The organism is Marinobacter lipolyticus SM19 (assembly GCF_000397065.2).
Classification (GTDB): domain Bacteria; phylum Pseudomonadota; class Gammaproteobacteria; order Pseudomonadales; family Oleiphilaceae; genus Marinobacter; species Marinobacter lipolyticus.
Window position 1 is genome coordinate 106,752 of sequence record NZ_KE007317.1, and the last position, 25,384, is coordinate 132,135.

The window sequence follows — 25,384 nt, forward strand, 5'->3', positions numbered from 1 at the left end:
CATGGCGTTGTTCTGTAACGGTGTGTAAAGCGGACCGGTCGTCCTGCCTTAGCACCCATAATAACAACGTTTTGAAACGGACTTTTTCATGCGCGCCGATTCGCTACCCTCTATTACTTCCCTGGCCAGATGCTACGGTCTATTGCTGTTACTGGCCATGATCACTACAGGATGCAAAACCGAAAAGAGTTCCGATGACCCTACCGTCCTGGGTGTTCCACCAACGGAAGCCTACCTTGGGGTCGAGTACTACTATAATTTCGGCGCTTATGGTGGTGAGCGGATACTGGACTTTTCCCTGACCAATGCGCCGTCCTGGCTAGCGCTGGAGGAGACCAGTAACAAGGCTCGCCCGGGCATTATCATGCGTGGAGTGCCAGGCCTGAGTGGAGGTAACCGTGGTGACGAGGATCTCGGCAAGATCACAAATATCAACCTCATTACCACCGACGGCGAACGGGCCGGAGTTCAGCCGTTTGATATCGAAGTGAAGCGGAACCCGTTATCTCTGGATGCAGACACCTTCACGGAAGGTCAAACCACCGATGCTCCGGAAGCCCGGGATAACCGGTGTGAGGCTCCGGAGCTGGGTGAAACCGGTTCGCACAGCTACAGCGTTAATCTTTACGACAGTGAAGGCGTGGTAACCGATACTGAGGCCCGCACTACAGAAACCCGGCCGGTGCTGGTCAGCGTCCTGCTGGATCAGCCTTCAGTCACCCGTATTGACGTGGCCTTCGAGCTTTCCTCAGCGTTTGATCCCGGCGTCTGTGACCAGGGGGTTGAACCGGAGCATCAGCGCTGTGAAGAAGGTGACGCCAACCGTGACGAGGCGATTATTGGCAAGGATATCGTGGCTCTTGGCAGCGGCAGTGAAGGGGCCTTGCCAGCACCCGATTATCTGAATTACCAGCAGGATGAAAATGGTATCTACTCAAAAGGTGTCATTACACTGGAACCAGGCATAACTGAATGCTACATCCGCCTGGAAGTGGTGGATGACACCCTGCCGGAACCCAGTGAATCGTCCCAATTAATTCTGACCGAAGTGCGCAGTGGCCTGGCAGCCCTGGGGCCGTCTGACAGCGGAGTGAAAGCCTCGCTGATTATCGATGACAATGAACCACTGGTTCGCCTTGAGACCGTTGGCGGACGGCAGCGAGACGCTCTCAGTGTCGGAGCTCAGCGCCAGTACGTGGCTGTTCTTTCTGGCGATCGCTCCGGAACGATTCGTGTCAAACTCGGAGCGACCGAGGACTCCCTCGCCAAGGCCGGAGATTATGTCATCCAGGTCCGCAACAATGAAGGCGAATGGGTAGATAACGACATTCTCCGGTTTCCAATGGGTGTGGGAAGGGTCCGCTTCCGGGTGAAGATTCCCGGAGAAGAGGAATACAGTAATGCGGGTATGGATGACCGATTCCTGTTGTTAGGTGTGGATCAGGATTATCAGGCCGGGCGCGAAGGGTTTGCCGGGGCCGCCGATGCCGGTGAGCTGCGGATCAACATCAATGAACTGGTTACGCCTCTCATTCTTAACGGCGTTGATGAATTCATCCCCACCGACATCGCTGTCGGGCATCAGGGACGGTTGTATGTGGCCGGGTACGACGATCTTAACAACGACCAGGTGTTAGTGCGTATTTTCGATCAGAAGGGAGCCTTGTTGCAGGAAGTGGCGGTATCCGACGGTGCAACCGCTCTGGACAAACCTGACCCTGTCATTCACTTTGCCCAGCGTCAGGTGACCCAGGGCAGCACTCGGGTGGATCGCTTTGAGTTTGCTGTGGCTTTTGCCACTGACGTCGACATGCCAGGCCACACCTCCCGCGGTGGAATGGATGTTGTTGCAAGTCTTTACTGGTATGACTCGGCGGCAGCCGCAGGCAGTGAGTACTCGAACGTATGGACCTTTCGCTCGGGTACGTCGGCGGATGACGTGCCCCGATGGGTTGGCATTAACAAGGATAATGGCTTTGTGGCAATTGCCGGGGAGACCAGCGGCCGGTGGGCGGGTGAGCCCCGTGCTGGCGGTATAGACAGTTTCCTGCAACGGATAGATACCGTAACTGACGGAGATAATCTGGTCCCCAGACTTGCCTGGACCCGGCAGGTCGGTTCCAGCCAGGATGAGGCCGTGGTGTCCGGCAGCAGCGTGAACGCCAGCCCCTACCTGTTTGGCTCAACGGAGGGGGCGGTAGCAACTCAGATCAGTGCCGGTTCCCAGGACCTGTTTTTCTATAATGCCACCAACACGGATGGCACCATCAATGTGTATCAGCGTGGAACCGATGGTAGTGAGGCGCTAGTAGACGGTATCAATAACCTCAACAACCTCTGGTTGCTGGGAAACAGTGATCGCTTGTACACCATTGAAGAGACCGATGAATCGAAACGTCTTAACAGCGAGCCGGTGGCTGGCTCCACAGGGTTTGTATTTGGTTATTCGTCCGCCGGTGATGTGAATGTTGCGTTCTCCTACGCTGATAGCTCCCGGACAGGTAAGGAAAACTTTGCCGCATTGCTGGCATTTGATGAAGACTTGATTGCAGCGGGGTCCTCAACCGGCGCCTTTGCCGAGGGGGCTGCGGACAGTGGCGTTGAACAACCCATTATTGCCCGGATATCCCCGGCGGATTTCGATGCCAACAATAATGACAACCCGGGCTCGTGGGATAGCTGGCGGGTTCAGCCGGCCATTAATGGCGCCAACATCACTGCACTGGCCAACTACCGTGATGATGAAATCGTGACCCTGGTCAGGGAGACGGTGGGGGCCGGGAATGAATGGAAGGTTGTCCTGTTCTCGGGAGAAGGCTTGAGACTGAACTAAACCGTGCCCTCTTGGCGACCGGCACTGGCATACAGTTTTAGATAGTCTGTGCTGGTGACGATGCCGTCGGGTGCGCCATTTTTATCGACCACCAGCGCAGCATTCAGCTGATGGGCCAGCATCAGCCGGGCCAGTTGGTGGGCGTCGGTTTCCGGTGAGGCTGTCAGAAACGCCGGTAGCTCAATGTGAACCATACTGTGGCTCATGGCATTGGCATTGTGCTCATGCAGCCAGGCCAGCAGCCAGCGCAGGTCAATGAGTCCGGCTACATTATCCTGGGCGGTGATGACCAGATGGTGAATCCCGTTGTCATCCATCATTGTCAGTGCTTCAGACAGGGTTGCACTGGCTGGCAGTGAATAGAGCGCGGGTGTACAGATGGTTGCGACCGGAAGATAGCTACGCTGTTGCCTGGGTTCGTCGTATGCCGCAGAGCCGTACTCTTCCATCGCCCGGTGAAGGCCGGACGCGTATTGGGCTTGTTGGAACTCAGCGTCCGTGACTTCACTATGACCGGTATTGATCGCATGGGATTCGGTCATTTCGGTGACGTCACCCACGCGCCGCCCCCGGAATATTTCCGGCAATCGGGTTCCGACAGGTCTGCCGGGTTCACTGACAAATATGGCCATGGATATCTCCGGGTATACAACGCCCTTTAATCAGTTATCGACCGGCGTCCAGAAATCTTCAGAGCAATTTTCATGTAATTTCGGTCTTTGCCATTTTATAGCATCGATGCGGGTTCACCCGTTTTTCCAGAGAGCGAGGCAGGCAGGCTGGCTGGCCAGTAAGCTTATCCGCCAGAAATTCAGCCAGTAACGGGGCGTACGTCAGACCCTTGCTGCCCAGTCCGGTAAACAGATAGAGCCCGTCGAGCTTATGACCTTCCAGGTTGTCCAGACTTCCCGCTACGGGTTGATAGTCATGGGTCGTACAACGAAATCCGACTCGGCCTTCCAGTGCTTCCGTTTCTGTCTCGCTCGGTGGCTCGTTTTTCCAGAGCTCGGGGAGCATGGTTGTCAGCTCGGTAAGATTCTCTCTATGACTGTCAACGCTTTCCCTTGGCGATAGCTCATGGAGATCAAAGGTGGCACCAGTAACGCAAACCCCCTTATTACTGGGGTTCAGGTACCTGGGCCCGCAAATTACAGCTTTGGGGCTGTGGATGCGCTCTTCAGGCAGGTGGCTGACCTGGCCCCGAATGGGCTTGAAACGGAAATAGCCGTCCATGCCCGTGAGGGAGGCAAGCTCGGGTGTCTGGTGTCCGGAACAGAGAGCAATCCTGTCAGTACGTATATCATGCCCGGAGCCTGTGATCACCCATTGATCATCGCATTTGGCAAGGCCCTGAACCTCCATGCCAAAGCAGTGCTGGATATTCGGGTGGTCTGCCAGGGTCTTGCACAGGGCGGCAGGCTCAAGCCAACCACTGTGGGCGTACCAGAGGCCGCCGGATTCAACAGGAATGCCTGTCCGATTGCTGGCCTCTGCCGCATTCACAGGGGCCAGAACCTCTGGTGGGTAGTGGTTTCGGTCGAGGAAGCGCTCCTGACGTTGTTGCTCGTTTTCGCCCCAGGCCATTTGCAGCAGTCCGGTTGGATACCAGCCATTGTTCCGGTATGGCGCATAGTAACGGTGGCTGAACAGCAGGGCGGACAGCGCCAGTTGGGTCTGGGCGTTGAACTCGACCCCGAGCTTCACATAAAGCGCGCCCTGCAAATTGCCGGAAGCTGCGTTACCCGCGTTATTGGCGCCGTCAACCAGTAAGACCTTGACACCGCGCTCCGCAAGGTTGCGAGCCAGCAAACTGCCGGCGATGCCTGCACCGATAATGGCGATGGACGCAGGCTTTCTGGCATCTGCTTCTGGCGGCTCGAAGGCGGATTCTGGAATAACGCCGGTGAGCATCTCCCGCTTACGCCCGAACCCCTCCACCTTGGTCATGGTAAAGCCCCCGTCGGTCAGGGCTCGACGGATGCGCCCCACGGCGGTAAAAGTCGCCAGGGTGGTCCCGGGTTTGCTGTGGTGGCGGATCTGGAGAATGGCATCGTCCAGCCACATACTCGGGTTCAGGGAGGGGGTGAAACCGTCCAGAAACCAGGCGTCGGCAGTAAATTCCAGCTCCCGCATCGCGTCGAGCACGTCACCGAAATACAAAGTGAGGCGGACCCGCCCGCCGTCGAGGAGCACACGGTGAACGCCTCGTACCAGGGGTGGATAGTGCCGGATCAGCTCATTGCCGAGATCTTGCAACTCTGGCCAAAGCGCCAGTGCGCGTGTCAGATCCTCTCTGGTCAGGGGGTATCGTTCGGCGGAGACGAAGTGCAGGGTGGTGCGCTGATTGACGGGGCTGTTGCGCCACGCCTGCCAGGCTGCAAGAAAATTCAGACCGGTACCAAAGCCAAATTCCGCGATCACAAAGGCTGCATTGTCCGGTAGCCCGGCAAAGCGTTCCGATAACCGATTGGGCCGGATAAAGACATGCCGGGTTTCTTCCAGCCCGTTATCACGGTTGAAGTAAACATCACCGAACAGTCTCGATTCCGGCACGCCATCCTGCCAGAGGATATCAGCCGGCTCTATGGCGGGCGCAGTCACTTCTGCCATTACTTCCCGGATGTGTCGCCGTTATTAATGACAGTGATGCTGCGGATGATTATGGGGTCATTAGGAACATCTGCCATGCCGCCGGAATAGCCGGTCTGCTTGCGAGCAATGGCATCCACCACTCCCATACCTTCAGTCACTTTGCCAAAGACCGCGTAGCCCCATTTTTTGGGATTATCGGATGCATTCAGATAAGGGTTGTCGACCACGTTGATAAAGAATTGGGATGTGGCCGAGTGGGGCTGACTGGTCCGCGCCATGGCTACGGTGCCCCGCAGATTTTTGAGTGTGGGGCTGGCTTCGTTCTGAATCGGGCTGTTGACGTCCTTGCGGCTCAGGTTAGGGTCAAAGCCGCCGCCCTGAATCATAAACCCGGGAATCACCCGATGGAAAACCGTACCCTGATAGAAGCCGCTTTCCACATAGTTGAGAAAGTTCTCCACGGTTTCCGGGGCGACGTCCGGCCTCAACATGATTTCAATCACACCTTCGCTGGTTTCCATGCGCACTTGGGGCAGTGGTTGCTCTGCGGCATTATTTTTCGCGATAACCGGAAAGCTGATGAATAGTGTGGCCAATAAAACCAGCAAGAGGTGCGAGGCTGTCAGTGATGGGGTTACCGTGAATGTCGGCTGGTTCGGGTTCACTTTGGTTGCTCCGTGGACGGCATTGGCAATTGTGTGGTGAAAGATACAAGTCAATCGGAATATTAACAGAAACTGCTCAGCTAACGGGTATTCCCATGCAGGTTGAGCGGTGATCGTCTAACCTGTCATAAGATTGTTTAACAAGAAGGTGTGCGGCGAGCTGAGTTGTACGGCTGCAGTATTCATGGAAGGAGGGCGCCAGTGGATATACGTCAGGGGTTTGAAGAGAAGTCACGGCTTGGTCGACTGCTTGTTAATCGGGGATATTTGTCTTCCCTGCAACTGGACGAGGGGCTGAGATTACAGAGGGAAACCGGGCAGCGTCTCGGGGAGGTGCTGATTCAGGCCGGGTGGATCACCGAACGCGAGCTGTTAAGGGTATTAAAGCAGCAGGCCCGTTATCGCAAGGCTGCCGCGGTGTTTACCATGGTCACCTTGCCCTTGCAGCCTCTGGTGAGTTTTGCGGCAAATCCCGTGGCAAATGCTTCCCATACTGTCCCCTTGGTGAGTGGGGAAATAATGCGCCAGGGTCAGAGAATGTCAGCCCTGAGTGATGAGGATATGGCCGAGATCTCAGGGCAGGGGGATCAGATACTTGCGGAGCGAATAGCTGCTGTCGGCGCGATGGTTACGGACGGTAGTGCCAGTCAGGAGCCGGATGTGCTTGATGGAATCAAGCTGACGGCTCATATCTTTGTGCCGATAGTGAACTTTCTGGATTCCGATCTGACGATCACAGGGGTTCACTACCGTGATGAGGGGGCACGCCAACAGATTGATAGCAATGGCCGGCTTACGTTGTCGTTTCCCGAGCGAATAGAGGAGATCCGCATGGATAATATCCGGGTCAGCGGGGGGCACACGCCGCCTTTCGGTAATGTCAGTATCAACAATATCCGCTTTGATCCGGATTCACGGATGACCATTTACACAAGGTGAGGGGGGGGGGCAGGCGCCAGAACGGCGCCTGGTAGCAAATCAGGCGCTGGCGAGAATGGTTCTCTGGGAATCGCCGGTCTGCTCCCCGTGGGCGCCATAAAGTTTCTGCTGGCCGCTTGCACCGCGGAAGATATCGGTCAGGCGTGATAATCGTTTCTGCATATGACTGATAACGCGACCGTTGTTGCGGTTAATTTCCTGGCAAAAGGCCAATCGTTCATTGGCTTGCGACCACAACTCCGCCAGATCGGATAACCCGGCGCTTCGAATAAAGCTGGAAGGAGCACCACCCTCGGGTCGGTAGCCCAGAGCAACCAAGGCATGGATTTTTTGTTTGGCGCGTGCTCGAATCTGATCGAGAACCGTATTCTTCTCGGTCGTTATCGATTGCAGTGCCTGCGTGTCCGAAGAGGAGAGGCAGGCTTTTTCTTGCTCGAGGATGTCCGCGAGCGACTCCAGCTGGCAGATATCCTGAGAAAGAAGGTCTTTCAGTTCATCGATTGCGGACATGATTTACTCACCCGAAAATGCTTTCATCCATCTCAAGCATTTTCTGGGCCAGTTTCTCAGCATCAATCTTGTAGGAACCATCGGCCAGGGCCGCGCGAATCTCTTCGATGCGACCATCATCCATCTCCGGATAATCACCCAGCTTCTGTTCAAGCTGTTTCAGGTTCTTGGCCTGGTTGCTGAGATTAACATTCTCCCCACGGGCACCCTGAACCTGGCTTTTTGCCTGCTCTGGCGCCTGTTGCTGGGTACTCTGCGTGGAGCCAGACTTGTCGGCCGTGGTTCTGTGGGTGTTGACCTGGCCGGGACCAATTCCATTAAAGTCAACTGACATATCGGTACCTGCTTACCTGTATAGACTGCCCGGGGGCAGTGTTCGCGAATTTTATACTTGCTTATCGGCGGTTGATTCGAAAGCTTTAGGAGTTTTTAGCTACAAAAGATTACACATCTGTCATTTACTGGTCAGGGGTTGGCAAAAAATTGCCGCCGGCGGAAAAAGCATGCCGTTCACCCGGTTTCGATAGCCTACATGGGAATCTCTACCTGTCCGGGGGCGGTGACCAGTGCTTTAACCGTACGGGACGAGGACAGATTTTCAACCAGTACCTGATCACCCACACTTGCGTCGGCCATGGCCTTGCCGCGGGAGTTCACAGAAAAGCTCCCTTTGCGGGCGGTAATAATAACATGGTCCCCCCTGGTGACCGCAGCTGGAGCAGAAAGCAGGTCAGGGGTCATCAGCGTGCCAGCATTGACGCCGCGACGCATCTCCATTCCCACCAGTTGATCGACGTCCGTGATCACACCCTTGCGGGTTGCGTTCACCACGACTGATTCCGCTGCAATCATACTGGCCATGACGCGTTCGCCACGAGCCAGGGGGCGCGCAGCCACAAGTCCTTCGCCACGAATGGATACAGAGGCATTCAGAAACATCCGCCACGGGCGATCGCCCTGGCAGGCGACCTGAAGTGTTGGCTGGGTGGTTTGCCAGGGGTCACCACTGAAACTGACTGCCAGGGGACGTTCACAGGTTGCCAGAGCCAGCCGACTGTCCAGTCGACCGGTTTTATGTGTCACGTTAAAACCGTTCTCCGCCTGTTGTTCGGCGAAGGTCTTCAGAAACGAGGCCGCGGCGCGCTGGATCTGCTCCGCTGTGGTGTTTGCCGCCTGGGCAAGGCCAGCTGCAGACATTAACAGTGTGATGACAAAAATGGTGGTGCGCATACGCAGCGGTTTGTCCTATGCTGTCAGTACTCAGGTAAAGCTCCCTGAATACTTCAGGAATCGGGATCTCAGCCGTTAAGCTCAAACAATGAGTCAAAATACTGGCGACATACCCAGTTTTATTGACTCTCCATAGTCAAACAGCAAAATACATGCCGGCACATGGTGGCGGGCAGGGTCCGGGAGATAAAGTCATGGCAGGGGTACTCGACAGTGTGAATCAGCGAACGCAGCTGGTAGGGCAGAATCGCCTGGAGCTCCTGCTATTCCGCCTGCGGGGCAGGCAGATGTACGGCATTAATGTTTTCAAGGTCAAGGAAGTCCTGCAATGCCCGAAGTTGTCGTCCATTCCTCGCAGCCGCAATGTCGTCCGGGGTGTTGCCCACATTCGTGGTGAAACCATTCCGGTAATCGACCTGGCCATGTCCATCGGGCTCCCCGGTATACCGAAGGAAGAGTTGGCCAATAGTTTTGTCATCATTACTGAGTACAATCGGAAGACCCAGGGATTCATGGTAACTGGCGTGGACCAGATCGTGAATATGAACTGGGAGGACATCCTGCCACCACCAAAGGGAGCCGGAGACGATGTTTACCTGACAGCTGTAACCAGAATTGACGACAAGTTGGTGGAAATCATAGATGTAGAAAAGATTCTTGCAGAAGTTTCTCCGCTCAGGGAAGATGTTAACGAAGAGTTGGTGACCCGAGGTGCCGCACGTGTGCAGGCGCACCTTCCAGTGCTTGTGGTGGACGATTCCAGCGTCGCGAGGCGGCAAGTGGAGCGATGCCTGAGAGCTATCGGCATGGACGTTATCACTCAGGACGACGGCAAGCAGGCTTTGGACTACCTGAAGAAGATCACGGAGGATGGTTCAAATGCCAGTGATCATCTGTCTATGATTATTTCCGATGTCGAAATGCCTGAAATGGACGGCTACACTCTGGTTACCCGGTGCAAGAACGACCCGGCGTTGCGGGATGTATTCATCATGCTCCACACCTCACTGAGCGGCGTGTTTAACACTGCGATGGTGAAAAAGGTGGGCGCCGACGAGTTTATGGCCAAGTTCAGCGCAGACGAGCTGGCTGAAAAGGTTATGGAGATAATTGATCGGGCCTAGTGCCGGCGATCAGTCCGGATTCACCTGACGCAGAGATTCAATGAAAGCGGATATTACGCCACAGGAATACGAGGCTTTTAAGACGTTCCTGCAGGATGCGTGTGGCATTCTGCTCGGTGACAACAAGCAGTATCTGGTGAAAAGCCGTCTGCGTCGCATTCTCGAGGAACACCAGCTTACGACTCTCGGTGAGCTTCTGGGCCGGCTTAATCGTGCCGGTCACAGCAATCTCAAGGAAGTGGTCATTGATGCGATGACGACCAACGAGACGCTGTGGTTTCGCGACAATCACCCGTTTCGTATTCTTCAGGAGAAGCTGTTACCGGAGTTCGCTGATCGAAATTCGATGCAACCTTTGCGGATCTGGTCTGCCGCCTGCTCCACCGGGCAGGAACCCTATTCGGTTTCGATGATTATTGAGGAATTCCGTCGCCAACGTCCGGGTAAGCTGCGGGACGTTAAGTTGACCGCGACCGATATCTCGAAAAGCGTACTCGAAGTGGCCCGTAAGGGTGAATACGAGATGATCGCCATTGGGCGCGGCCTGTCGCCTGAGCGCCAGAAACAGTTTTTCACGCCGTCCCTGAACGGTGGTTGGCAGATACGGCCGCAGATCAAAAGCATGGTCGAGTTCAAGGAGCTGAACCTGTTGGAACGTTACATGTTCGGCAAATTCGATATTGTCATGTGCCGTAACGTGTTGATCTATTTTTCCGCCGAGCTTAAAAAGGACATTCTGACACGCATCCACGCCACCCTGAATCCGGGCGGCTATCTTATTCTGGGCGCGTCGGAATCACTCAATGGATTGCCCCACCTGTACGAAATGGTGCAGTGCCACCCGGGCATTATTTACAGGAAGAAATAACCCGCCCATGCCTCTCAATGTCTGGATACTGGTTGCCGCCCAGGCGCTGGCCATGTGCACGGCGCCCTTTATTGTTTTCATTGGCAGCATTCATGGCAGGATCCTGGCGCCATCTCCTGAGCTGGCTACCTTGCCGGTTGGGCTCGTGGTGGTCGGCACGGTACTCGCGATCAAACCTGCCACGTGGCTGATGGAGCGCATTGGTCGCAAGCCGGTCATGCTTCTGGGCGCGCTGATGGGGGGGCTGGCTGGCTTGATTGGTGGCGCCTCCTCCTGGTTGTCCAGCTTTTCACTCTTGTGTCTCGCCGCCATGATCGGTGGCTCGGGATTGGCCGTCGTTCATCAGTACCGATTTGCGGCAATGGAGTCCGTCAAGCCGGCGTTAGCCGGGTCGGCAGCAGCCAGGGTGTTGCTGGGCGGATTGATTGCAGCCTGGCTGGGCCCTGAAATTGCGTTGGTCGGGAGTGCAGGGCAGGGGGCGTATCCCTTTCTTGCGGGCTGGCTGAGCCTCGGAGTTGTTCAGCTTCTGGCTATGGTTGTACTGGCCCTTGGTTACCGGGCGAATGCAGAGCTGACTGGGGAATCACCAATCGGCGGAGGGCGGCCGTTGAGGGAGATCCTGCGCGCGCCGGTGGTATGGGCTGCAATCAGCGGTGCGGCTATAGGTTACGCCGTGATGAGCTTTATCATGACGGCAACTCCGCTCAGTATGACCGAGATGGCAGGCCATGAACTGGATGATGCCAAGCGTATAATACAGATCCATATCGTAGCCATGTACCTGCCTTCATTGATCAGTGGCTGGCTGACAAGCCGAGTGGGAATCCCCCTGATGATGGCCGGTGGCTTGCTTGCCTACCTGGGGTGCATACTTCTGGCGTTCAGTGGCATTACCTTCCACCATTATCTGTTCGCGTTGATCTTATTGGGAATCGGTTGGAACTTCCTGTTTGTTGGCGGTACCACCTTGTTACCCAGAGGGTATCGGGATGAGGAGCGGTTTCGCGTTCAGGGTCTGAACGATCTGATGGTTTTCAGTGCCCAGGCGACCGCCGCCCTCACGGCTGGAGCGGTCCTGACGGTTGTTGGCTGGGCCGGGTTGCTGCTGGTTGCGATTCCATTGTTGATACTGCACGCGGTATTGATGGGCGTCTGGCTTATCCATTCCAGGGCACTGAGCACGTCTGAATCGTCAACCGACTAATCTGACCAGTGGGCCACTGATACGCTCCGGATACGGCGGCTGGCGGCATCACCCCTTTGGCAGACTTATTTGATTAACTTCTGAATGTCCCGGAAGCGTGGGTGTTTGCAATGGCGCAGCCATTCGAAGGCCACCATTTCGACCGTCACAACCCTGGCGCCACTCTGGTGCAGGCGATCGAGGGCGATGTCCCGGTCCAGATCATTTCGGGAACCCGTAGCGTCTGCAACAGCCCAGACCTTGTACCCCGCGTCCACCAGGCTTAGCGCAGTCTGCATCATGCAGACATGGGTTTCACAGCCACCTATAACGATCTGTTGGCGCCCTTCGGGTAATTTATCAATGAGCCCGTCAGGACAGGCGTCGAAATGGTATTTCTCAATGACCTGGTCACACAGCTCGCGAACGTCCGGGACGGTAGTCCCCAGCTTTTCCGGTAGCTGCTCTGTCCCCATAACAGGAACCTCCAGTAAGCCGGCGATGGTGGCGAGTGTCAAACACTGGCTTATGACGTCTCCACCATAGGTTATCGACGGCATCAGTTTTTCCTGTAGATCGATAAGTATCAGAATGCTCTGGTCGGCTTTCATCAGCATTGTTGTTCTCCTTGTTCGAGGCTGAAGTAAGGCTCTGCTGTCTCTCGCCACGGTTAATGCATTAACGATAGCCCGGAAAGCGCTCATTCGTTAACCGATGTCGCCCTTCAGTGTAATTTTTTCTGCGATTTTTCCAAAGAGAGTTGCCAAACGCCTGAAAATTCATTAGAGTTTGCGCCCTCAAATGAGTGACGACCTCACTGATTTGGAACAGTTTATTGGAGAGGTGGCCGAGTGGCTGAAGGCGCACGCCTGGAAAGTGTGTATACGTTAATAGCGTATCGAGGGTTCGAATCCCTCCCTCTCCGCCAATACAAAACCCCAGCAGCAATGCTGGGGTTTTTTATTGGGCGTGAGGGCGGCCCCGGGTTACCCGAAAAAATCTGGATTTAATGCAACCAACCCCGCTTTTCGTGCGTATTCCCTCAACAGCCGGTAATTGGCTGTCAGATCTGCGATCTGAATTATCCACTTTGCGATGCGTATTCGGTCGTTGTGGAAGTGATCGGAGGTTCACTTCAACAGTATGGAGACTCGCAATGAATACTAAACCTTTCATATTTCTGGCAGTTGGTTTTTCGCTTGCGTTTAGTGGGGCTGCTTTTGGAACTGAGAATCAGCTGGCCACTGTCGGCGACGCAAAAGTCACTCCGCTGAGCGTCGAACAGATGTCTGAAGTTGAAGGCATGGCCCATACCACCTTCCCCCTGGGTGCACTGGTATTCGACAACACCAACGGGAACATCGCGGATAAACCAGCATGGGATTTAGGCCTTAGCCCCGATCGAGCGCTGGGCAAGGCGCAAGTTCCTGGCTCCTGAGAAAAGATGAGGGTGGGATAGCCCATAGCTCGCGAGGGCTTTGGGCTATCCTTTTAGCTGATGCGTCCTTTTCTAACTCATCTCGTGATCGCCGTAGCAGTGGTTTTGTGGGCGTCAAGTGTTCACGCCGAACGCTTGCCACAGGAGCGTGAAGACCTTGCCCGGGAGATCACCGAACTCTCGTCGTTCGCTGAACTGCGCGATTTCGAGGTAGTGCGGCAGAGCCTGGATTTTTCGTGTGGCGCCGCCGCTCTCGCCACAATAATGACCTACCAATGGCACGACCCGGTCTCAGAGCGTGACATCCTTGAGACTTTATCTCGCATTACCTCGGCAGAGGAATTGGCCCAGCGACGGAGTAGCGGCTTTACGTTACTTGATCTGCAACAGGTTGCTCGCTCCCGAGGTTACCAGGCTCAGGGGTTCCGAATGAAATCGCCGCAACTGTCGAAATTGAAGGGGCCGGTGATCGTGTTCATAGAACCGTACGGCTACAAGCACTTTGCCGTCCTGCGAGGCGTTGTGGGTGAGCGCGCCGTACTAGCGGATCCGTCCCGAGGCAATATCACCGTTCCTCTGTATCGCTTTTTAGACTGGTGGGAAGGTGACGGTGGCGATGGAATTATTTTCGCGGTGGAGCCTCTGTACGCCACGACCGCGACGGTCGGTGCTGGCGGTATGCGACTTCAGCCCGGTGAAGGCTATGCCCCGGCACTGATGGATGCGCGTTCGCTGCTACCCGCTGGCGCACTGTCAGCACCTGCCAGGATGTTAACGCGATGAACTCAACCCGTGTATTTTTCAGAGGAGTCGTTCCGTTACTGGTCGGGCTCTTTTTTATTCCCTTTAGCCACGCGGAAGTACCTGTACCCGATGTGCTAACGCTGCAGGAAGCGGCTGAACTACTGCGTACGGACACACAGACGGTGGAACTCATGGTTAAGGCCAGAACCATACCTGGGCGGCGCGTGTCCATCGGAGGTGAATCGGACTCGTGGCGGTTCAGCCGCGAAGCTCTTATGGCCTGGCTGGAAATGCGAGCAGCATCCTCAGCGCCTATAGATGAGAACAAGGGGCAGCAGACTGGCTCTATCGGCGCTGAACCAGTGGGCCAGACTGCCACGGAAACGTTTTTGCGGGAACAGGGCGTACTGCTGGCGAAAAACAACTTTGCCTTCGACATCGGTCTGTTTTACACCCGGCGGGATAGTCAGGTCATTATCGGTCCTGCGCCTGCTGCGCTGGCGACTGTCGAAACTCGCACAGCTACACTGCAGGGACTAGCGCGATACAGTCTTAGCGATGATGCCGAAATCTACGCCAGAGCTGCTGGTCTCAACCAGGAAAGCAAAGTGTATCTTTTCGGATCCGAGGTCGGCGACACGTCGCGGAGTAAGCGGGGCGACGTTGACATCGGTTTACGCTACGTGGCGCTGGATGAATTTATCGGCCGGCCACAAGTGGTTCTGGGATTGGAGGGGCAAGTCCGCACCAACAAAACATCCCCGGCATTCGGTGGTAGTGTTACTTTTTTAAAAAGCCTGGACCCTGCCGTATTGTTCGGCGCGGTGTCTTATAAATATACAGACAGCCGCGATTTCGATGATATTACCCTGTTGGAACCAGAGCATACGACTGCTCTGAGCTTTGGTTATGCGTTCGCATTGAACGACAGACTGTCGTTGAACACCTGGGTGGAAACCTCCTACCAGAGCGAGACAGAATTCACCAATGCGACTCTGCGAGAGAATGATTTTTCCACGCTGCAGCTCGGGTTGACTGCCCAGGTCGCACGTGGCGTCTATCTGCAACCAACCGTGGCTGTCGGTCTGAGCGGTATTGGCTCAGCTTTCTCTATGGGGTTGAATATACCGCTGACCTTCGGCGCTGACGGCCTATAAGTGAGTGACTATACAGCTAAGGGGGGGCGTAAAATGAGCCGGCCAAGGCGGCAGTCCGCAATTTGGCCAGTAGTTACCGAACGCCAAAGTTGGTGAACTCGCCGGTTGCTGGGCTCTCTGTTGCATTTATGTTGTCGACGGCGGCTGCGGGCGGGCCTTCTTCGCACCAGTCCCTGAGCGCCTGAAGGTCCTCATGCGCCCCTTCCGCGACTACCTCAACACGACCGTCAGGAAGATTTCTTGCGTATCCGGTGAGGCGCAGTCGGCGAGCTACGTCCTCGGTCGAGGCCCGGTAGTACACCCCCTGTACCTTACCTGAAACCAACATTGTCCAGCGTTTGTGCATGATGGTCTTTCCTGTGTGTTATGGCGTGGTACGCTCTTGACCAATGTACAAGCCCTTGCTGGCAAAGCTCAAGACCGGGAGTGACAGGGAATGGCCGTTTATTGCAAACGTAATCACTCAGAATATCCGGATGCACTGATCCGTGAGGCGCAGGGGTTGGCGTTATTGCGTTCCGGATTAGAGGCTGTGGACCCGTTGTCGCGGATTCGTGTGCCGGAGGTTTTCCACGTCGACGATTCGGAGTTGCAAATGGAGGCTATCGAGGCAGGACCTTCATCTGACGCAACGCTGGCCATGCTGGGGGAGGGGCTTGCGAGATTGCACCAGGCGCCGCAGCCATTCTATGGCCTGGATTCCAATAACTATATTGGCCTGTCGCAGCAGATCAATGGTCGGTTTGAACGATGGGGTCATTTTTTCGTAAAACACCGGCTTGGCTACCAGGTTCGGTTGATTCGGAATGATGCATTGCGCCAGGAATTCCAGGCTATTCTGGATAGCAGCGCGGCTATCCTGGAAGGCTGGCTGGATGCCCGCTGTGAACAGCCCAGCCTGCTGCATGGTGATTTGTGGAGTGGCAATGCCCTGTTTGACGGGGAGGCTCCCTGGTTGATCGACCCGGCGGTATATTTTGGGGACCGGGAGGCGGACGTGGCGATGACGGAAATGTTTGGCGGATTCGGCGCAGCATTCTACAGAGCATACGATGATGTATGGCCCCGCAGCGCTGATTACCCGTTAAAGCGGGAGATCTACAACCTGTACCACTACCTGAATCACTACAACCTGTTTGGAGGCGGCTATCTGAGCGGTTGTCGTCGGGGCTTTGGTGTTCTGGCCGACATCCGTTGATTAGCGTTTACGCCATACAAGGAGCCGGTTGTTGGCTGGCATGTCGAAATCGCTTTCAAGTACCAACCCGATGCGGGCAGCCATGTCGTGCATGTCCTCGATATGGCGGATACCCATATGGGCATTACGTGCGCGCAGATACTGGTCAAATTGACGGTTACTCTCACTCGTCCAGGTGCCGTTGTAGTTGAATGGACCGTAAAGGCAGAACGCTTGTCCCTCACGCAATCGTTGGGCCAGTCCCGAAAACATGGCCACGACTTCCTCCCAGGCCATAATGTGTGCGGTATTGGCGGAAAAGGCGCCCTGTATATCCGGTATTGGCCATTCGGTGTCAACAACGTTCAGCGGTACGGGGGCCAGGATGTTGGTCAGTCCCGTGTCTTCAAGCCAGGGCCGGCAGAGCTGGTAATTATCCGGATGGTCACTGGGCTGCCAGGTCAGGTGGGGCAAGTGCCGGGCAAAATGAACGGCATGCTGTCCGGTTCCCGTGCCCACTTCGAGAATGGTGCCCGGCGTGTTGAAGACCAGGCTCAGCTTCTCAAGAATGAACGGTTTGTTGTTCTCACACGCCTGTGAATAGGGCTTTTCCTGATGCATAAACCGCCTCTGTTGTGTGTGGTTCTGTCACTAGATTACGCCCTGGCTCCGTAACAGGAACACGCCCAGGGTTATTGTAATACTGGCCATCAACGTAGTTAACGCAATGATGTTGGCGGCCAGCCTGTCATTCCCGCCGAGTGCCTTGACCATAACAAAGCTGGCAGCTGCCGTGGGGCTGGCGAAGAATAGAAACATCAATCCGAGTTCGGCATCCCGAAAACCTGACAGCCAGGCTGCGCCAGTGCACAGAGCTGGAAGGGTGACCATCTTCATCAGGCTGGAGCTGATGGCAACCCGGCTGTCGCTGCGTATGGCGCTGAGGGAAACCGTCGCCCCGATACAGAGCAGGGCCAGGGGCAGTGTCAGGGAAGCAAAGTAGTCTCCACTGGTCATAATCCAGGTCGGAAAGGACACCTCCCACCAGGCGAAGGGAATGGCCAGGATGACCGAAATAATAAGCGGGTTACGGGCAATGTCCTTGAGGATGCGCCGCCAACTGGCGGATTTCCCTGGTTGGTACGCCAGCAGGACGGTCACCGAAAGCGCGTTATAGGAAATAATCACCAGCCCCAGCAAAATGCCGCCAGCGGACAGTCCATAGTCGCCGTAAAGGCTGGCCGCCAGCGCCAGTCCCACAATGCCGCAGTTACCTCTGAACGCTCCTTGGGCGTACACTCCGCGGTCCGCACGTGGTACTCGCCAAGCAGCCCAGCCCCACACCAGGGCAAAGCTTGCCAACGTCGCCGCCAGAAAGAACCCCAGTAGGTGAAAGTTCAGGGCTGTCTCCAGATCCGCCCGAATGATGCTGAGAAACACCAGGGTCGGCAAAGTGGCCTTGAATACAAGGGCGGAGGCTGTATTGACGAATTCACCGTTGATCCACCCGACCCGTCGCAGCCCCAGCCCGATAAACACCATGGCAAATACGGGCAGGGTGGTTTCCAGAGTTTGGCGGAAGATGTCCAGCAGCGTCATGTTTCTGTTCTCAGACGAGAAAATGGTAGAAAAGCATACAGATTATCCCGGCCAGATCCCATGGTGCGGTTTTGTTGAACGCCCAGGCTGAAAGAAATGTAATTGAAAGGTTTTGGTCGTGAGGGGGCATGCTGGGCTATAGTTATCCGATAATTGTCAAAATATAACGAACGTTCAGAGCCTGACGAATCAAGGATACTCATGGAAACCGTTAACCCGACTCCGGAACAACTTCAGAAAGTGCTGGCGAATACCCCAAAGGATCAGCCGGTCGTCATGTTGAATCTGTTGCGTTTTCGCGAACGTGCTGACTACGAAGACGATTCTGCAGATCGTTCAGGCAGGGAAGCGTATTCGTTATATATGCAGGAGGCCGCAGATTGCGTTCGTGCGGTTGGAGCCGAGGTGATCTGGTCCGGTCGTGGGGTGGGGGCGCTGATTGCACCCCCGGATGAATCCTGGGACCAGGTATTGCTGGTTCGTTATCCCTCCATTGATGCGTTTCTGACGATGATAGAAAGCCCGGAGTACAAGGGGGTTGTAAAGCATCGCACGGCTGCGCTTAAAGACTCACGACTGGTGGCGAACCTGGAGGGGCAGGCCAGCTAGGCCTGCCTGCCGGTAACTGGCTGGCTCCACCCCCTGCAACAAAAGTGTCACGGAATTGGCATAACCTCCACCGCAAAGCCTGCATGTGGAGTTGTCATGCTCAGAACTGTCCGTAGTCGTATCCTGTTTTTCTCTTGTCTGTCCGTCTTTGCTGTGCTTGGCCTGGGTTTGTTGTCCTGGGCGATCATCACGAAGGCGGAGCAGGCATCGGAGCAACTGATCAAAGACAATCTGGCGGAATCCTGGTTACTGGAAGACCTCGAAGCCGATCATCGACGGCTTCAGGACCTTGCGTACAAGGTGAAGGCGCAATTGCTGCTCTGGGATGAGATTGATGATGGGTTCCAGTCTGTTCAGGAGTCGCTGGAAAAACACTGGAGCGCGATAGGCGCCACCCCCTTATTGGCAGGCTGGGCGAACGAAAACCGTGATCGATTTGCCAAAGTGCAGTCACTGCTGGATGACCTGTCTCCCGGCATTGAAGAACAGAGCTATTATCGGGTGGGGCAGGTTGTTGATTTCAAGCTTTTCCCGGCACTGGAGCCCATGCTTGAGTCCATCGCTGATCGTCGGGAGGCCAGCCGCAAACAGATCGACGCCGGCGCACAGGATCTGCTGGCCTTTCTGGCGACCCGGCAAGCCTATCTCGTGGTGGGATCCATCGCGTTTGTGCTGGCAGTGCTTTTGATGACCTTGTGGTTGAGGGCGACAGTCATTGTCAGGCTTCGGCGGATAGAGCATGACCTGAATCTCATGGAAGCAACGGCAGACCTGACGAAGGTGCCTGCCGTATCGGGGCGGGATGAGGTGGCTGGCGTCAGTGCTGCCTTGAGTGGCCTGGTGATGAAGTTCGAAGGCTTTATCAGCGACATACGCAAGGCGTCTGATAGTCTGGATCATCGATCCGCATCACTGGATGCTCAGGCCGGGGATGTCCAGGCTTCTACTGATCGTACTCGCTCCCAGATCATGGATGTCAGCCAGTCCATGTCTGCCATTGCCGATCAGGCGACGGCCATTGAAGTCGCTTCTGCCAATGCTGCCGATACCGTACGTCAGGCTGCAACTGCGAATGACGGTGTTCAGGAAGGCCTCCGCCACAGCGAAAGCGGGGCCGAGCACGCCATCGAGGTCATTGCACGAGTGTCGTCGGCCATTCAGGAGCTTGGTGGTTCAACCGTCAGGATTGAGCAGGTCATAGGTGTCATCGCCGATATTGCGGAGCAAACCAACCTTCTGGCGCTTAACGCCGCCATTGAGGCGGCCAGGGCAGGGGAGCACGGACGGGGATTCGCGGTTGTTGCAGATGAGGTGAGAACGCTTTCCAGGCGCACTGCCGACTCCACCACCCAGATCAGTCAATGGGTGAGGGATCTGGTGCAAGGCGTTGGCAACGTCGACGGGTTGCTTGCTGAGATGAGAGAGGCCGGGGTGGGCAACCGGAACAATCTTGACGCCCTTAAGGATCACCTGATCGAACTGGGCAGCCGTTTCAAGGACCTTCAAACACGAACGGATGAGATTAACGCTGCGGTTTGCCACCAGCGGGATGAAATTCAACGGGTTGGCCAGCGTTCAGCGGTGCTGGATGACAGTGCCGATTCGCTGAGTCGCAGTGTGGACAGTACCCGGAAAATCAGTGAGGCACTCGGTCAGGAGTCTGTGTCGATGCGACAATTAATTGCAAGGTTTCGCACAACTTAACAGTAACAGCCCTTCACCGATACCTCTTCAGGCCTTATGATAAGTCCTTGAAACGGAGGAATCATGATCGACGATGCCAGCCAGCAACCCGAGGTCGACCCCAGGCAGGAAAAGTTCGTGGTTGATACGGAGTTGCTCTCCGATGACCAGATCGACGGTCTTGTAGACGAATATTGCACCCGGTATCACGGCCTCAATGACACCGAAAACCCGATGGCTGAGCGTGGCCGGGTGAAAGCAGCCGTCAGGAGGGGGGAACTGGTGGTGTGGTTTGATCCGGTGGAGAATACCGCCGGTCTGGGCGTGCCCTCCTGAGCGTTTTTTTCATGTTTGATGAGTCCGAGGGAACAAAACTACCCCGGAATTCGTTTAAACGGTACAATCCCGCTGTTTTTACCAGAAGCCGTGTGCGAGGTGAGTTTTGATCAGGGTATTGGTTGTTGATGACCATGAGCTGGTGCGTTCCGGGATTACCCGGATGCTGGCAGATAACCCCGACATAGACGTCATCGGCCAGGCCTCAGCTGGCGAGGACGCCATTGAATTCGTACGCAAGCAGACACCGGACATCGTCCTGATGGATATTCGCATGCCCGGTATCGGCGGTCTGGAAGCCACCCGCCGGATCCTGCGAATTGATGATAGCATCCGAGTCATTGTCGTGACTGCCTGTGCCGACGATCCCTATCCCACGCGCGTAATGCAGAGTGGTGCGTCGGCTTATATCACCAAGGGCGCCGATATCAAGGAAATGGTACGTGCCATCCGTATGGCCCATTCCGGTCAGCGTTATATCAGCCCCGAGATTGCCCAGAAGATGGCGCTCAAGCAGATGGGGGGCGATGTTAACGGTGAAGACGGCGATCTCTCCCTGTTTGATCGCCTTTCAGAGCGTGAAATGCAGATTGCCATGATGGTGGTGGATTGTCAGAAAGTTCAGGACATCTCCGACAAGCTCTGTCTCAGTCCAAAAACCGTCAACAGTTACCGTTACCGGATATTCGAGAAGCTGGAAATCTCCAGTGATGTTGAGCTCGCTTTGATGGCGGTACGGCTCGGATTGCTTGATGCCGACAAGGTCTGAATTCGACTCCAAAAGCTTCCTGCAGCAGCTCACCGAACGACCCGGCGTCTACCGAATGTACGACGAAGGGGGTTCCGTACTGTACGTGGGCAAGGCCCGCAATCTGAGGAAGCGTGTAAGCAGCTACTTCCGCAAATCTGGCCTGGCGCCAAAGACCGAAGCGCTGGTGGCCAAAATCATGTCCATAGAGGTCACTATTACCGGCAGTGAGACTGAAGCTCTGCTGCTGGAACAGAATCTCATCAAGTCCCTCAGACCGCCCTACAATATTCTGCTTCGGGACGATAAATCCTACCCTTATATCTACCTGTCATCCCACGAGGACTATCCTTCGCTTACGTTTCGGCGAGGCCGCACGAAAAAGGGCGGCGGTACCTGGTTTGGGCCGTTTCCCAGCTCCGGAGCAGTTAAGGAAAGCCTTAACATTTTACAAAAGGTTTTCCGTATAAGATCCTGTAGTGAAAGCTATTTCAGGAATAGAACTCGCCCCTGTCTGCAATATCAGATCAACCGGTGTACGGCGCCGTGTGTGGAATATATCTCGCCGGAAGACTATCGAGAGGATGTCCGCCACGCCACCATGTTTCTGGAAGGGAAGAACCCCGCCATCATCCACGACCTGATGGAAGCTATGGAAAAGGCCTCAGGAAACCTGGAGTTCGAGAAGGCAGCCGCTTATCGTGACCAGATTAACCACCTTCGCCATGTCCAGGAGCAACAGTCCGTGGACGGAGAGGGCGGTGACGCTGACGTGGTTGCGATTGCCCAGGATGCGGGGGTTGTCTGCATTGTGGTGATTGTCGTACGGGGCGGACGGGTGCTGGGAACCAAGGATTACTTTCCCCGTTATTCAATAGAGCAGTCGGAAGGCGAGCTGCTGAGTGCGTTTCTGGGTCAATACTATTTCGGTGGCAGTACCCGCAGGGAAATTCCTCAGGATATCCTGGTGCCGGTGGAGGTTGAAGGTGAGGCGTTGTTGTCACAGGCGCTGACCGAATCCGCGGGCAGGGACACCCGAATCCGTCGCAACGTTCGTGGCGAGCGTCGCAAATGGCTGGAGCTGGCGATGACCAACGCGCGCCAGACCCTGCTAAGCCACCTGGCCAGCAAGGAAACCGTATATCGCCGATTGCTGGCGTTGCGGGACATGCTGGAGCTGACAGAGACGCCGTCACGGATGGAGTGTTTCGATATCAGCCACAGTCATGGTGAAAACACGGTCGCATCTTGCGTGGTTTTCGATGAAAATGGTCCGCTTAAGAGTGACTACCGGCTGTACAACATTGAAGGCGTCACCGCCGGCGACGATTACGCGGCCATGCGCCAGGTGTTGACCCGCCGGTATAAGCGAATGGTGTCGGGGGAGGGAAAACGCCCGGATCTGGTGTTTATCGACGGCGGTAAGGGGCAGCTGAATATCGCCCGGGAAGTCTTTGATGAGCTGGGTATTTCTGATATCCCGCTGATTGGTGTTGCCAAGGGCGTGACCCGCCGGGCGGGTATGGAACAGTTGATTGATGCCATGACCGGGGATGTGTTCCGGGTACCGGCGGATTCACCCGCCTTGCATCTGATTCAACACATTCGGGATGAATCCCATCGCTTTGCCATTACCGGGCATCGTGCCCGGCGGGACAAGAAGCGCCGGCAGTCGACTCTCGAAGGTATTGAGGGCGTGGGACCGAAGCGTCGCCGGGATCTCATTCGCTACTTCGGTGGCATACAGGAACTTCGTAAAGCCAGCGTTGATGAGATGGCCAAGGTCCAGGGCATCAGCAAGTCACTGGCGGAAACCATCTACGCAGCATTGCACGACGAGTAAGGACAGCATGAATTTACCGAACCTACTGACGCTATCCCGCATTGTGATGATCCCGGTCTTTGTGGTGATCTTTTACCTGCCGGTGCAATGGAGCTACCTGGTCAGCGCGGCCATTTTTGCCCTTGCCGGGGCTACCGACTGGCTGGATGGCTATCTGGCGAGAAAGCTTGACCAGAGCACCCCCTTCGGGGCGTTCCTGGATCCGGTCGCGGACAAGCTGATGGTAGCGGTCGCCCTGACTGTGTTGATTGAAGAGCACGCCAGCCTGATCCTTACCGTACCGGCCACTGTGATTATTGGCCGGGAAATCGTCATCTCGGCCTTGCGCGAGTGGATGGCCGAGATCGGCAGTCGTGCCAGTGTCGCGGTTTCCTACATTGGCAAGATTAAAACCACGGCTCAGATGGTTTCGATTATTACCCTGTTGGCTTTTCCGCCGGGCGTTCTGTGGTCCTGGGTGGGCGTCGGAATCTTGTACGTCGCCGCCGTTCTGACGTTCTGGTCGATGATTCTTTATCTCCAGGCTGCCTGGCCGGACCTGTTTCCCAAGCAGAATTCCTAAGGGTCCAGACATTCACTGAGCCAGCCCAGCATCTGTTGGCTCAGCTCTTCACTTCCATGGCCAAATGCCTTTACCACCTGGTCTATATCCGTACCTTCAGCGTCGGTCGTTACCCTGAAATTCTTCGTGCAAACAGTTGTCCGGGACCGGTTGTCCATCAGTTGGGCATACAGGGAAACAATGACCTGGATTCCACTGTCTCCGGGTTGGCTGTGAAAACCATAAAGATCACTGATGAGCGTGACGTCGCTGCCGGTTGGACTGGTTTCATTGACCACCCCCTGGAAGCGACCGTCCTGTCGTAAGGCACCAATCAGCATTTCCCGCACCAGAACCGGCGCGGTATCACGCCAACGGACGTCGCCGTATATCTGATACTCGTGGGGAGCAGGCTTTGTCAGTATCCGCGAACTGTCGAAGGGTTCCGTGGCCTGGGGCGTGTCGATGCGCACGGTTTTATCCAGAGGTGATACGCCGTCCTGTCCTGACAGTCCTGGAGTCGGAATGTCCATCACACGAGGCGGTTCGTGATCCGGGAATACGGTACATCCCGGTGCCATGCCCATCATCGCTATCGCGGCCAACGCCACTGCAAGGCGGGTTGTCATTGTGGCACCTCCTGAATCGTTTCCCGGTTCCAGATTGTGCTGGTGGGGTCATCCTCAAGGCGCCGGGTGAAATGATTGAGGTTCCTGAGCGTGCTGCGTAGTTCCCGGAGTGCGGGGGATAGTTCGCCCAGGCCCTGGAGCCCCTCATCCAACGCACCTTCGTTGTTTACGGTCAGCTGCTCAATTCTGGTGGCGGTGGTCTGGATGGATGTGATGGCATTGTTGAGCGCCACCAGAGTCTGCTTGCCTTCGCTCTGCAACAGGTTGTCGGCATTGTCGGCAAACTCTGATACCCGTTCTGAAGCCTCCGCCGCGCGCACGCTGGCGTCATTCATCCGCTCCATCAGCTCTTCAAGTTCGTCCCTTCGGGCCATGAGTCCATCGGTGGCTATCCGCGTATTGCGCAGGATCACGGTCAGATTTTCGCTGTTCTCTTCGGAAAACAGAGTATTCGCGTTAGTCAGCAAGCGTTCTGCCTTGCTCAGTAGTGCTTCGCCATTGTCCAGCAGTGAGGTAAATACCGAAGGTTCGGCCATGATCCGTGGCGGGTTTTTGCGGTTGCCTTCAATGACCGGGCTGTCACTGGTGCCGTCCCGAAAGCGCACGCTCATGCTGCCGGTAATATTGGCGAGTACAAGGCCAACCCGGGTGTTTTCGCGGATTTTGACGCTTTCGTCGACACGGACCAGAACCCGGACGTGACTGGGGTTTTCAGGATCCAGAGTCAGCTCCATGACTTCCCCGACCTCCACGCCGCTGTATTGCACCGGATTGCCTTTGGAGAGGCCGCTGACGGGGTGATCAAATCCGATCTCATACCAGGCCCACTCCCGATCGGTTGCTGTCTTACCCAGCCAGAGCGCAAACACCAGCGCTGCGGCAGCGGTCGCCACCGTAAACAGTCCGATAATGATATGGTGAGCTTTGGGCTCCATA

27 protein-coding genes and 1 tRNA gene are annotated in these 25,384 nt (G+C 55.7%); 16 read left to right on the forward strand and 12 right to left on the reverse strand.

Annotated elements, in window-relative coordinates; all coding sequences use genetic code 11:
- Nucleotides 1-88 precede the first annotated feature (88 nt).
- Nucleotides 89-2,833, forward strand: coding sequence for a hypothetical protein (locus tag MARLIPOL_RS06900; RefSeq protein WP_012137330.1), 2,745 nt, complete (start codon nt 89-91; stop codon nt 2,831-2,833).
- Here the strand turns inward: MARLIPOL_RS06900 and MARLIPOL_RS06905 are convergent.
- The 3 genes from MARLIPOL_RS06905 to MARLIPOL_RS06915 all read right to left on the reverse strand — a co-directional run bounded on the left by MARLIPOL_RS06905 (nt 2,830) and on the right by MARLIPOL_RS06915 (nt 6,033).
- On the reverse strand, nt 2,830-3,465 hold the full coding sequence (locus MARLIPOL_RS06905) for a CBS domain-containing protein (protein ID WP_012137331.1): 636 nt from the start codon (nt 3,463-3,465) through the stop codon (nt 2,830-2,832). The two genes, MARLIPOL_RS06900 and MARLIPOL_RS06905, sit on opposite strands and share 4 nt — an antisense overlap.
- A 70-nt stretch (nt 3,466-3,535) precedes the next feature.
- Nucleotides 3,536-5,443 carry a bifunctional tRNA (5-methylaminomethyl-2-thiouridine)(34)-methyltransferase MnmD/FAD-dependent 5-carboxymethylaminomethyl-2-thiouridine(34) oxidoreductase MnmC gene (gene mnmC, locus MARLIPOL_RS06910; RefSeq protein WP_012137332.1) on the reverse strand — a complete coding sequence of 636 codons (1,908 nt, stop codon included), beginning with the start codon at nt 5,441-5,443 and terminating at the stop codon, nt 3,536-3,538.
- Nucleotides 5,443-6,033, reverse strand: coding sequence for a peptidylprolyl isomerase (locus MARLIPOL_RS06915; RefSeq protein WP_456085430.1), 591 nt, complete (start codon nt 6,031-6,033; stop codon nt 5,443-5,445). The genes mnmC and MARLIPOL_RS06915 overlap by 1 nt, the downstream gene beginning before the upstream one ends.
- A gap of 258 nt (nt 6,034-6,291) precedes the next feature.
- On the opposite strand from MARLIPOL_RS06915, the gene MARLIPOL_RS06920 reads away from it, so the two are divergent.
- Entirely contained in the window at nt 6,292-7,029 is a 738-nt protein-coding gene (locus tag MARLIPOL_RS06920; protein WP_012137334.1) for a hypothetical protein, read from the forward strand.
- A gap of 39 nt (nt 7,030-7,068) precedes the next feature.
- Here the strand turns inward: MARLIPOL_RS06920 and MARLIPOL_RS06925 are convergent, their stop codons facing one another.
- The 3 genes from MARLIPOL_RS06925 to flgA all read right to left on the reverse strand — a co-directional run bounded on the left by MARLIPOL_RS06925 (nt 7,069) and on the right by flgA (nt 8,769).
- Nucleotides 7,069-7,539 carry a flagella synthesis protein FlgN gene (locus tag MARLIPOL_RS06925; RefSeq protein WP_012137335.1) on the reverse strand — a complete coding sequence of 157 codons (471 nt, stop codon included), beginning with the start codon at nt 7,537-7,539 and terminating at the stop codon, nt 7,069-7,071.
- A gap of 7 nt (nt 7,540-7,546) precedes the next feature.
- Nucleotides 7,547-7,873, reverse strand: a complete 327-nt coding sequence (gene flgM, locus MARLIPOL_RS06930; RefSeq protein ID WP_012137336.1) for a flagellar biosynthesis anti-sigma factor FlgM — start codon at nt 7,871-7,873, stop codon at nt 7,547-7,549.
- Nucleotides 7,874-8,067: 194 nt separating this feature from the next.
- Nucleotides 8,068-8,769 carry a flagellar basal body P-ring formation chaperone FlgA gene (flgA, locus tag MARLIPOL_RS06935; RefSeq protein ID WP_012137337.1) on the reverse strand — a complete coding sequence of 234 codons (702 nt, stop codon included), beginning with the start codon at nt 8,767-8,769 and terminating at the stop codon, nt 8,068-8,070.
- A gap of 194 nt (nt 8,770-8,963) precedes the next feature.
- On the opposite strand from flgA, the gene MARLIPOL_RS06940 reads away from it, so the two are divergent.
- The 3 genes from MARLIPOL_RS06940 to MARLIPOL_RS06950 are packed head-to-tail and all read left to right on the forward strand — an operon-like array spanning nt 8,964 to nt 11,965.
- The gene (locus MARLIPOL_RS06940; protein ID WP_012137338.1) at nt 8,964-9,893 is read left to right on the forward strand and encodes a chemotaxis protein CheV; all 930 of its coding nucleotides are present in this window, start codon (nt 8,964-8,966) and stop codon (nt 9,891-9,893) included.
- A gap of 40 nt (nt 9,894-9,933) precedes the next feature.
- Nucleotides 9,934-10,761, forward strand: coding sequence for a CheR family methyltransferase (locus MARLIPOL_RS06945; RefSeq protein ID WP_012137339.1), 828 nt, complete (start codon nt 9,934-9,936; stop codon nt 10,759-10,761).
- A 7-nt stretch (nt 10,762-10,768) separates the two neighbouring features.
- Nucleotides 10,769-11,965 (forward strand): MFS transporter, encoded by a 1,197-nt coding sequence (locus MARLIPOL_RS06950; RefSeq protein WP_012137340.1) that lies wholly within the window; start codon nt 10,769-10,771, stop codon nt 11,963-11,965.
- Nucleotides 11,966-12,030: 65 nt separating this feature from the next.
- On the opposite strand, the gene MARLIPOL_RS06955 is transcribed toward MARLIPOL_RS06950, so the two are convergent.
- Complete coding sequence (locus tag MARLIPOL_RS06955; protein WP_012137341.1) at nt 12,031-12,561, reverse strand: isochorismatase family protein; 531 nt, start codon at nt 12,559-12,561, stop codon at nt 12,031-12,033.
- A gap of 220 nt (nt 12,562-12,781) precedes the next feature.
- On the opposite strand from MARLIPOL_RS06955, the gene MARLIPOL_RS06960 reads away from it, so the two are divergent.
- The 4 genes from MARLIPOL_RS06960 to MARLIPOL_RS06975 all read left to right on the forward strand — a co-directional run bounded on the left by MARLIPOL_RS06960 (nt 12,782) and on the right by MARLIPOL_RS06975 (nt 15,283).
- Nucleotides 12,782-12,872: transfer RNA gene (locus tag MARLIPOL_RS06960), tRNA-Ser, on the forward strand.
- 228 nt (nt 12,873-13,100) lie between these two features.
- Nucleotides 13,101-13,382, forward strand: a complete 282-nt coding sequence (locus MARLIPOL_RS06965; protein WP_012137342.1) for a hypothetical protein — start codon at nt 13,101-13,103, stop codon at nt 13,380-13,382.
- A gap of 105 nt (nt 13,383-13,487) precedes the next feature.
- A complete protein-coding gene (locus MARLIPOL_RS06970; protein WP_186008474.1) occupies nt 13,488-14,165 on the forward strand; it encodes a C39 family peptidase in 678 nt (225 codons plus the stop codon).
- Complete coding sequence (locus MARLIPOL_RS06975; protein WP_012137344.1) at nt 14,162-15,283, forward strand: helix-turn-helix domain-containing protein; 1,122 nt, start codon at nt 14,162-14,164, stop codon at nt 15,281-15,283. Before MARLIPOL_RS06970 ends, MARLIPOL_RS06975 begins: the two co-directional genes overlap by 4 nt.
- Before the next feature lie 73 nt (nt 15,284-15,356).
- Here MARLIPOL_RS06975 and MARLIPOL_RS06980 read toward each other — a convergent pair whose 3' ends face one another.
- Entirely contained in the window at nt 15,357-15,629 is a 273-nt protein-coding gene (locus tag MARLIPOL_RS06980) for an acylphosphatase (protein WP_012137345.1), read from the reverse strand.
- Nucleotides 15,630-15,719: 90 nt separating this feature from the next.
- On the opposite strand from MARLIPOL_RS06980, the gene MARLIPOL_RS06985 reads away from it, so the two are divergent.
- Entirely contained in the window at nt 15,720-16,481 is a 762-nt protein-coding gene (locus MARLIPOL_RS06985; protein WP_012137346.1) for a fructosamine kinase family protein, read from the forward strand.
- On the opposite strand, the gene MARLIPOL_RS06990 is transcribed toward MARLIPOL_RS06985, so the two are convergent.
- Together MARLIPOL_RS06990 and MARLIPOL_RS06995 are read right to left on the reverse strand one after the other, a co-directional pair.
- The gene (locus MARLIPOL_RS06990; protein WP_012137347.1) at nt 16,482-17,081 is read right to left on the reverse strand and encodes a DUF938 domain-containing protein; all 600 of its coding nucleotides are present in this window, start codon (nt 17,079-17,081) and stop codon (nt 16,482-16,484) included.
- A 30-nt stretch (nt 17,082-17,111) separates the two neighbouring features.
- Entirely contained in the window at nt 17,112-18,059 is a 948-nt protein-coding gene (locus MARLIPOL_RS06995; protein ID WP_012137348.1) for an AEC family transporter, read from the reverse strand.
- A 201-nt stretch (nt 18,060-18,260) separates the two neighbouring features.
- Here MARLIPOL_RS06995 and MARLIPOL_RS07000 point away from each other — a divergent pair, with 201 nt between their 5' ends.
- The 6 genes from MARLIPOL_RS07000 (at nt 18,261) to pgsA (ending at nt 23,840) form a co-directional block, all read left to right on the forward strand.
- Nucleotides 18,261-18,668 (forward strand): DUF1330 domain-containing protein, encoded by a 408-nt coding sequence (locus MARLIPOL_RS07000; protein ID WP_012137349.1) that lies wholly within the window; start codon nt 18,261-18,263, stop codon nt 18,666-18,668.
- Nucleotides 18,669-18,764: 96 nt separating this feature from the next.
- A complete protein-coding gene (locus MARLIPOL_RS07005) occupies nt 18,765-20,372 on the forward strand; it encodes a methyl-accepting chemotaxis protein (RefSeq protein ID WP_012137350.1) in 1,608 nt (535 codons plus the stop codon).
- A gap of 63 nt (nt 20,373-20,435) precedes the next feature.
- Nucleotides 20,436-20,687, forward strand: a complete 252-nt coding sequence (locus MARLIPOL_RS07010) for a YheU family protein (protein WP_012137351.1) — start codon at nt 20,436-20,438, stop codon at nt 20,685-20,687.
- A 106-nt stretch (nt 20,688-20,793) separates the two neighbouring features.
- A complete protein-coding gene (gene uvrY, locus MARLIPOL_RS07015; RefSeq protein ID WP_012137352.1) occupies nt 20,794-21,456 on the forward strand; it encodes a UvrY/SirA/GacA family response regulator transcription factor in 663 nt (220 codons plus the stop codon).
- Entirely contained in the window at nt 21,440-23,278 is a 1,839-nt protein-coding gene (uvrC, locus tag MARLIPOL_RS07020) for an excinuclease ABC subunit UvrC (RefSeq protein ID WP_012137353.1), read from the forward strand. Before uvrY ends, uvrC begins: the two co-directional genes overlap by 17 nt.
- 7 nt (nt 23,279-23,285) lie before the next feature.
- Complete coding sequence (gene pgsA, locus MARLIPOL_RS07025) at nt 23,286-23,840, forward strand: CDP-diacylglycerol--glycerol-3-phosphate 3-phosphatidyltransferase (RefSeq protein WP_012137354.1); 555 nt, start codon at nt 23,286-23,288, stop codon at nt 23,838-23,840.
- On the opposite strand, the gene MARLIPOL_RS07030 is transcribed toward pgsA, so the two are convergent.
- Together MARLIPOL_RS07030 and MARLIPOL_RS07035 are read right to left on the reverse strand one after the other, a co-directional pair.
- The gene (locus tag MARLIPOL_RS07030) at nt 23,837-24,448 is read right to left on the reverse strand and encodes an ABC-type transport auxiliary lipoprotein family protein (RefSeq protein ID WP_012137355.1); all 612 of its coding nucleotides are present in this window, start codon (nt 24,446-24,448) and stop codon (nt 23,837-23,839) included. The two genes, pgsA and MARLIPOL_RS07030, sit on opposite strands and share 4 nt — an antisense overlap.
- Nucleotides 24,445-25,383 (reverse strand): MlaD family protein, encoded by a 939-nt coding sequence (locus MARLIPOL_RS07035; protein WP_012137356.1) that lies wholly within the window; start codon nt 25,381-25,383, stop codon nt 24,445-24,447. Before MARLIPOL_RS07035 ends, MARLIPOL_RS07030 begins: the two co-directional genes overlap by 4 nt.
- Between the last annotated feature and the right edge of the window lies 1 nt (nt 25,384).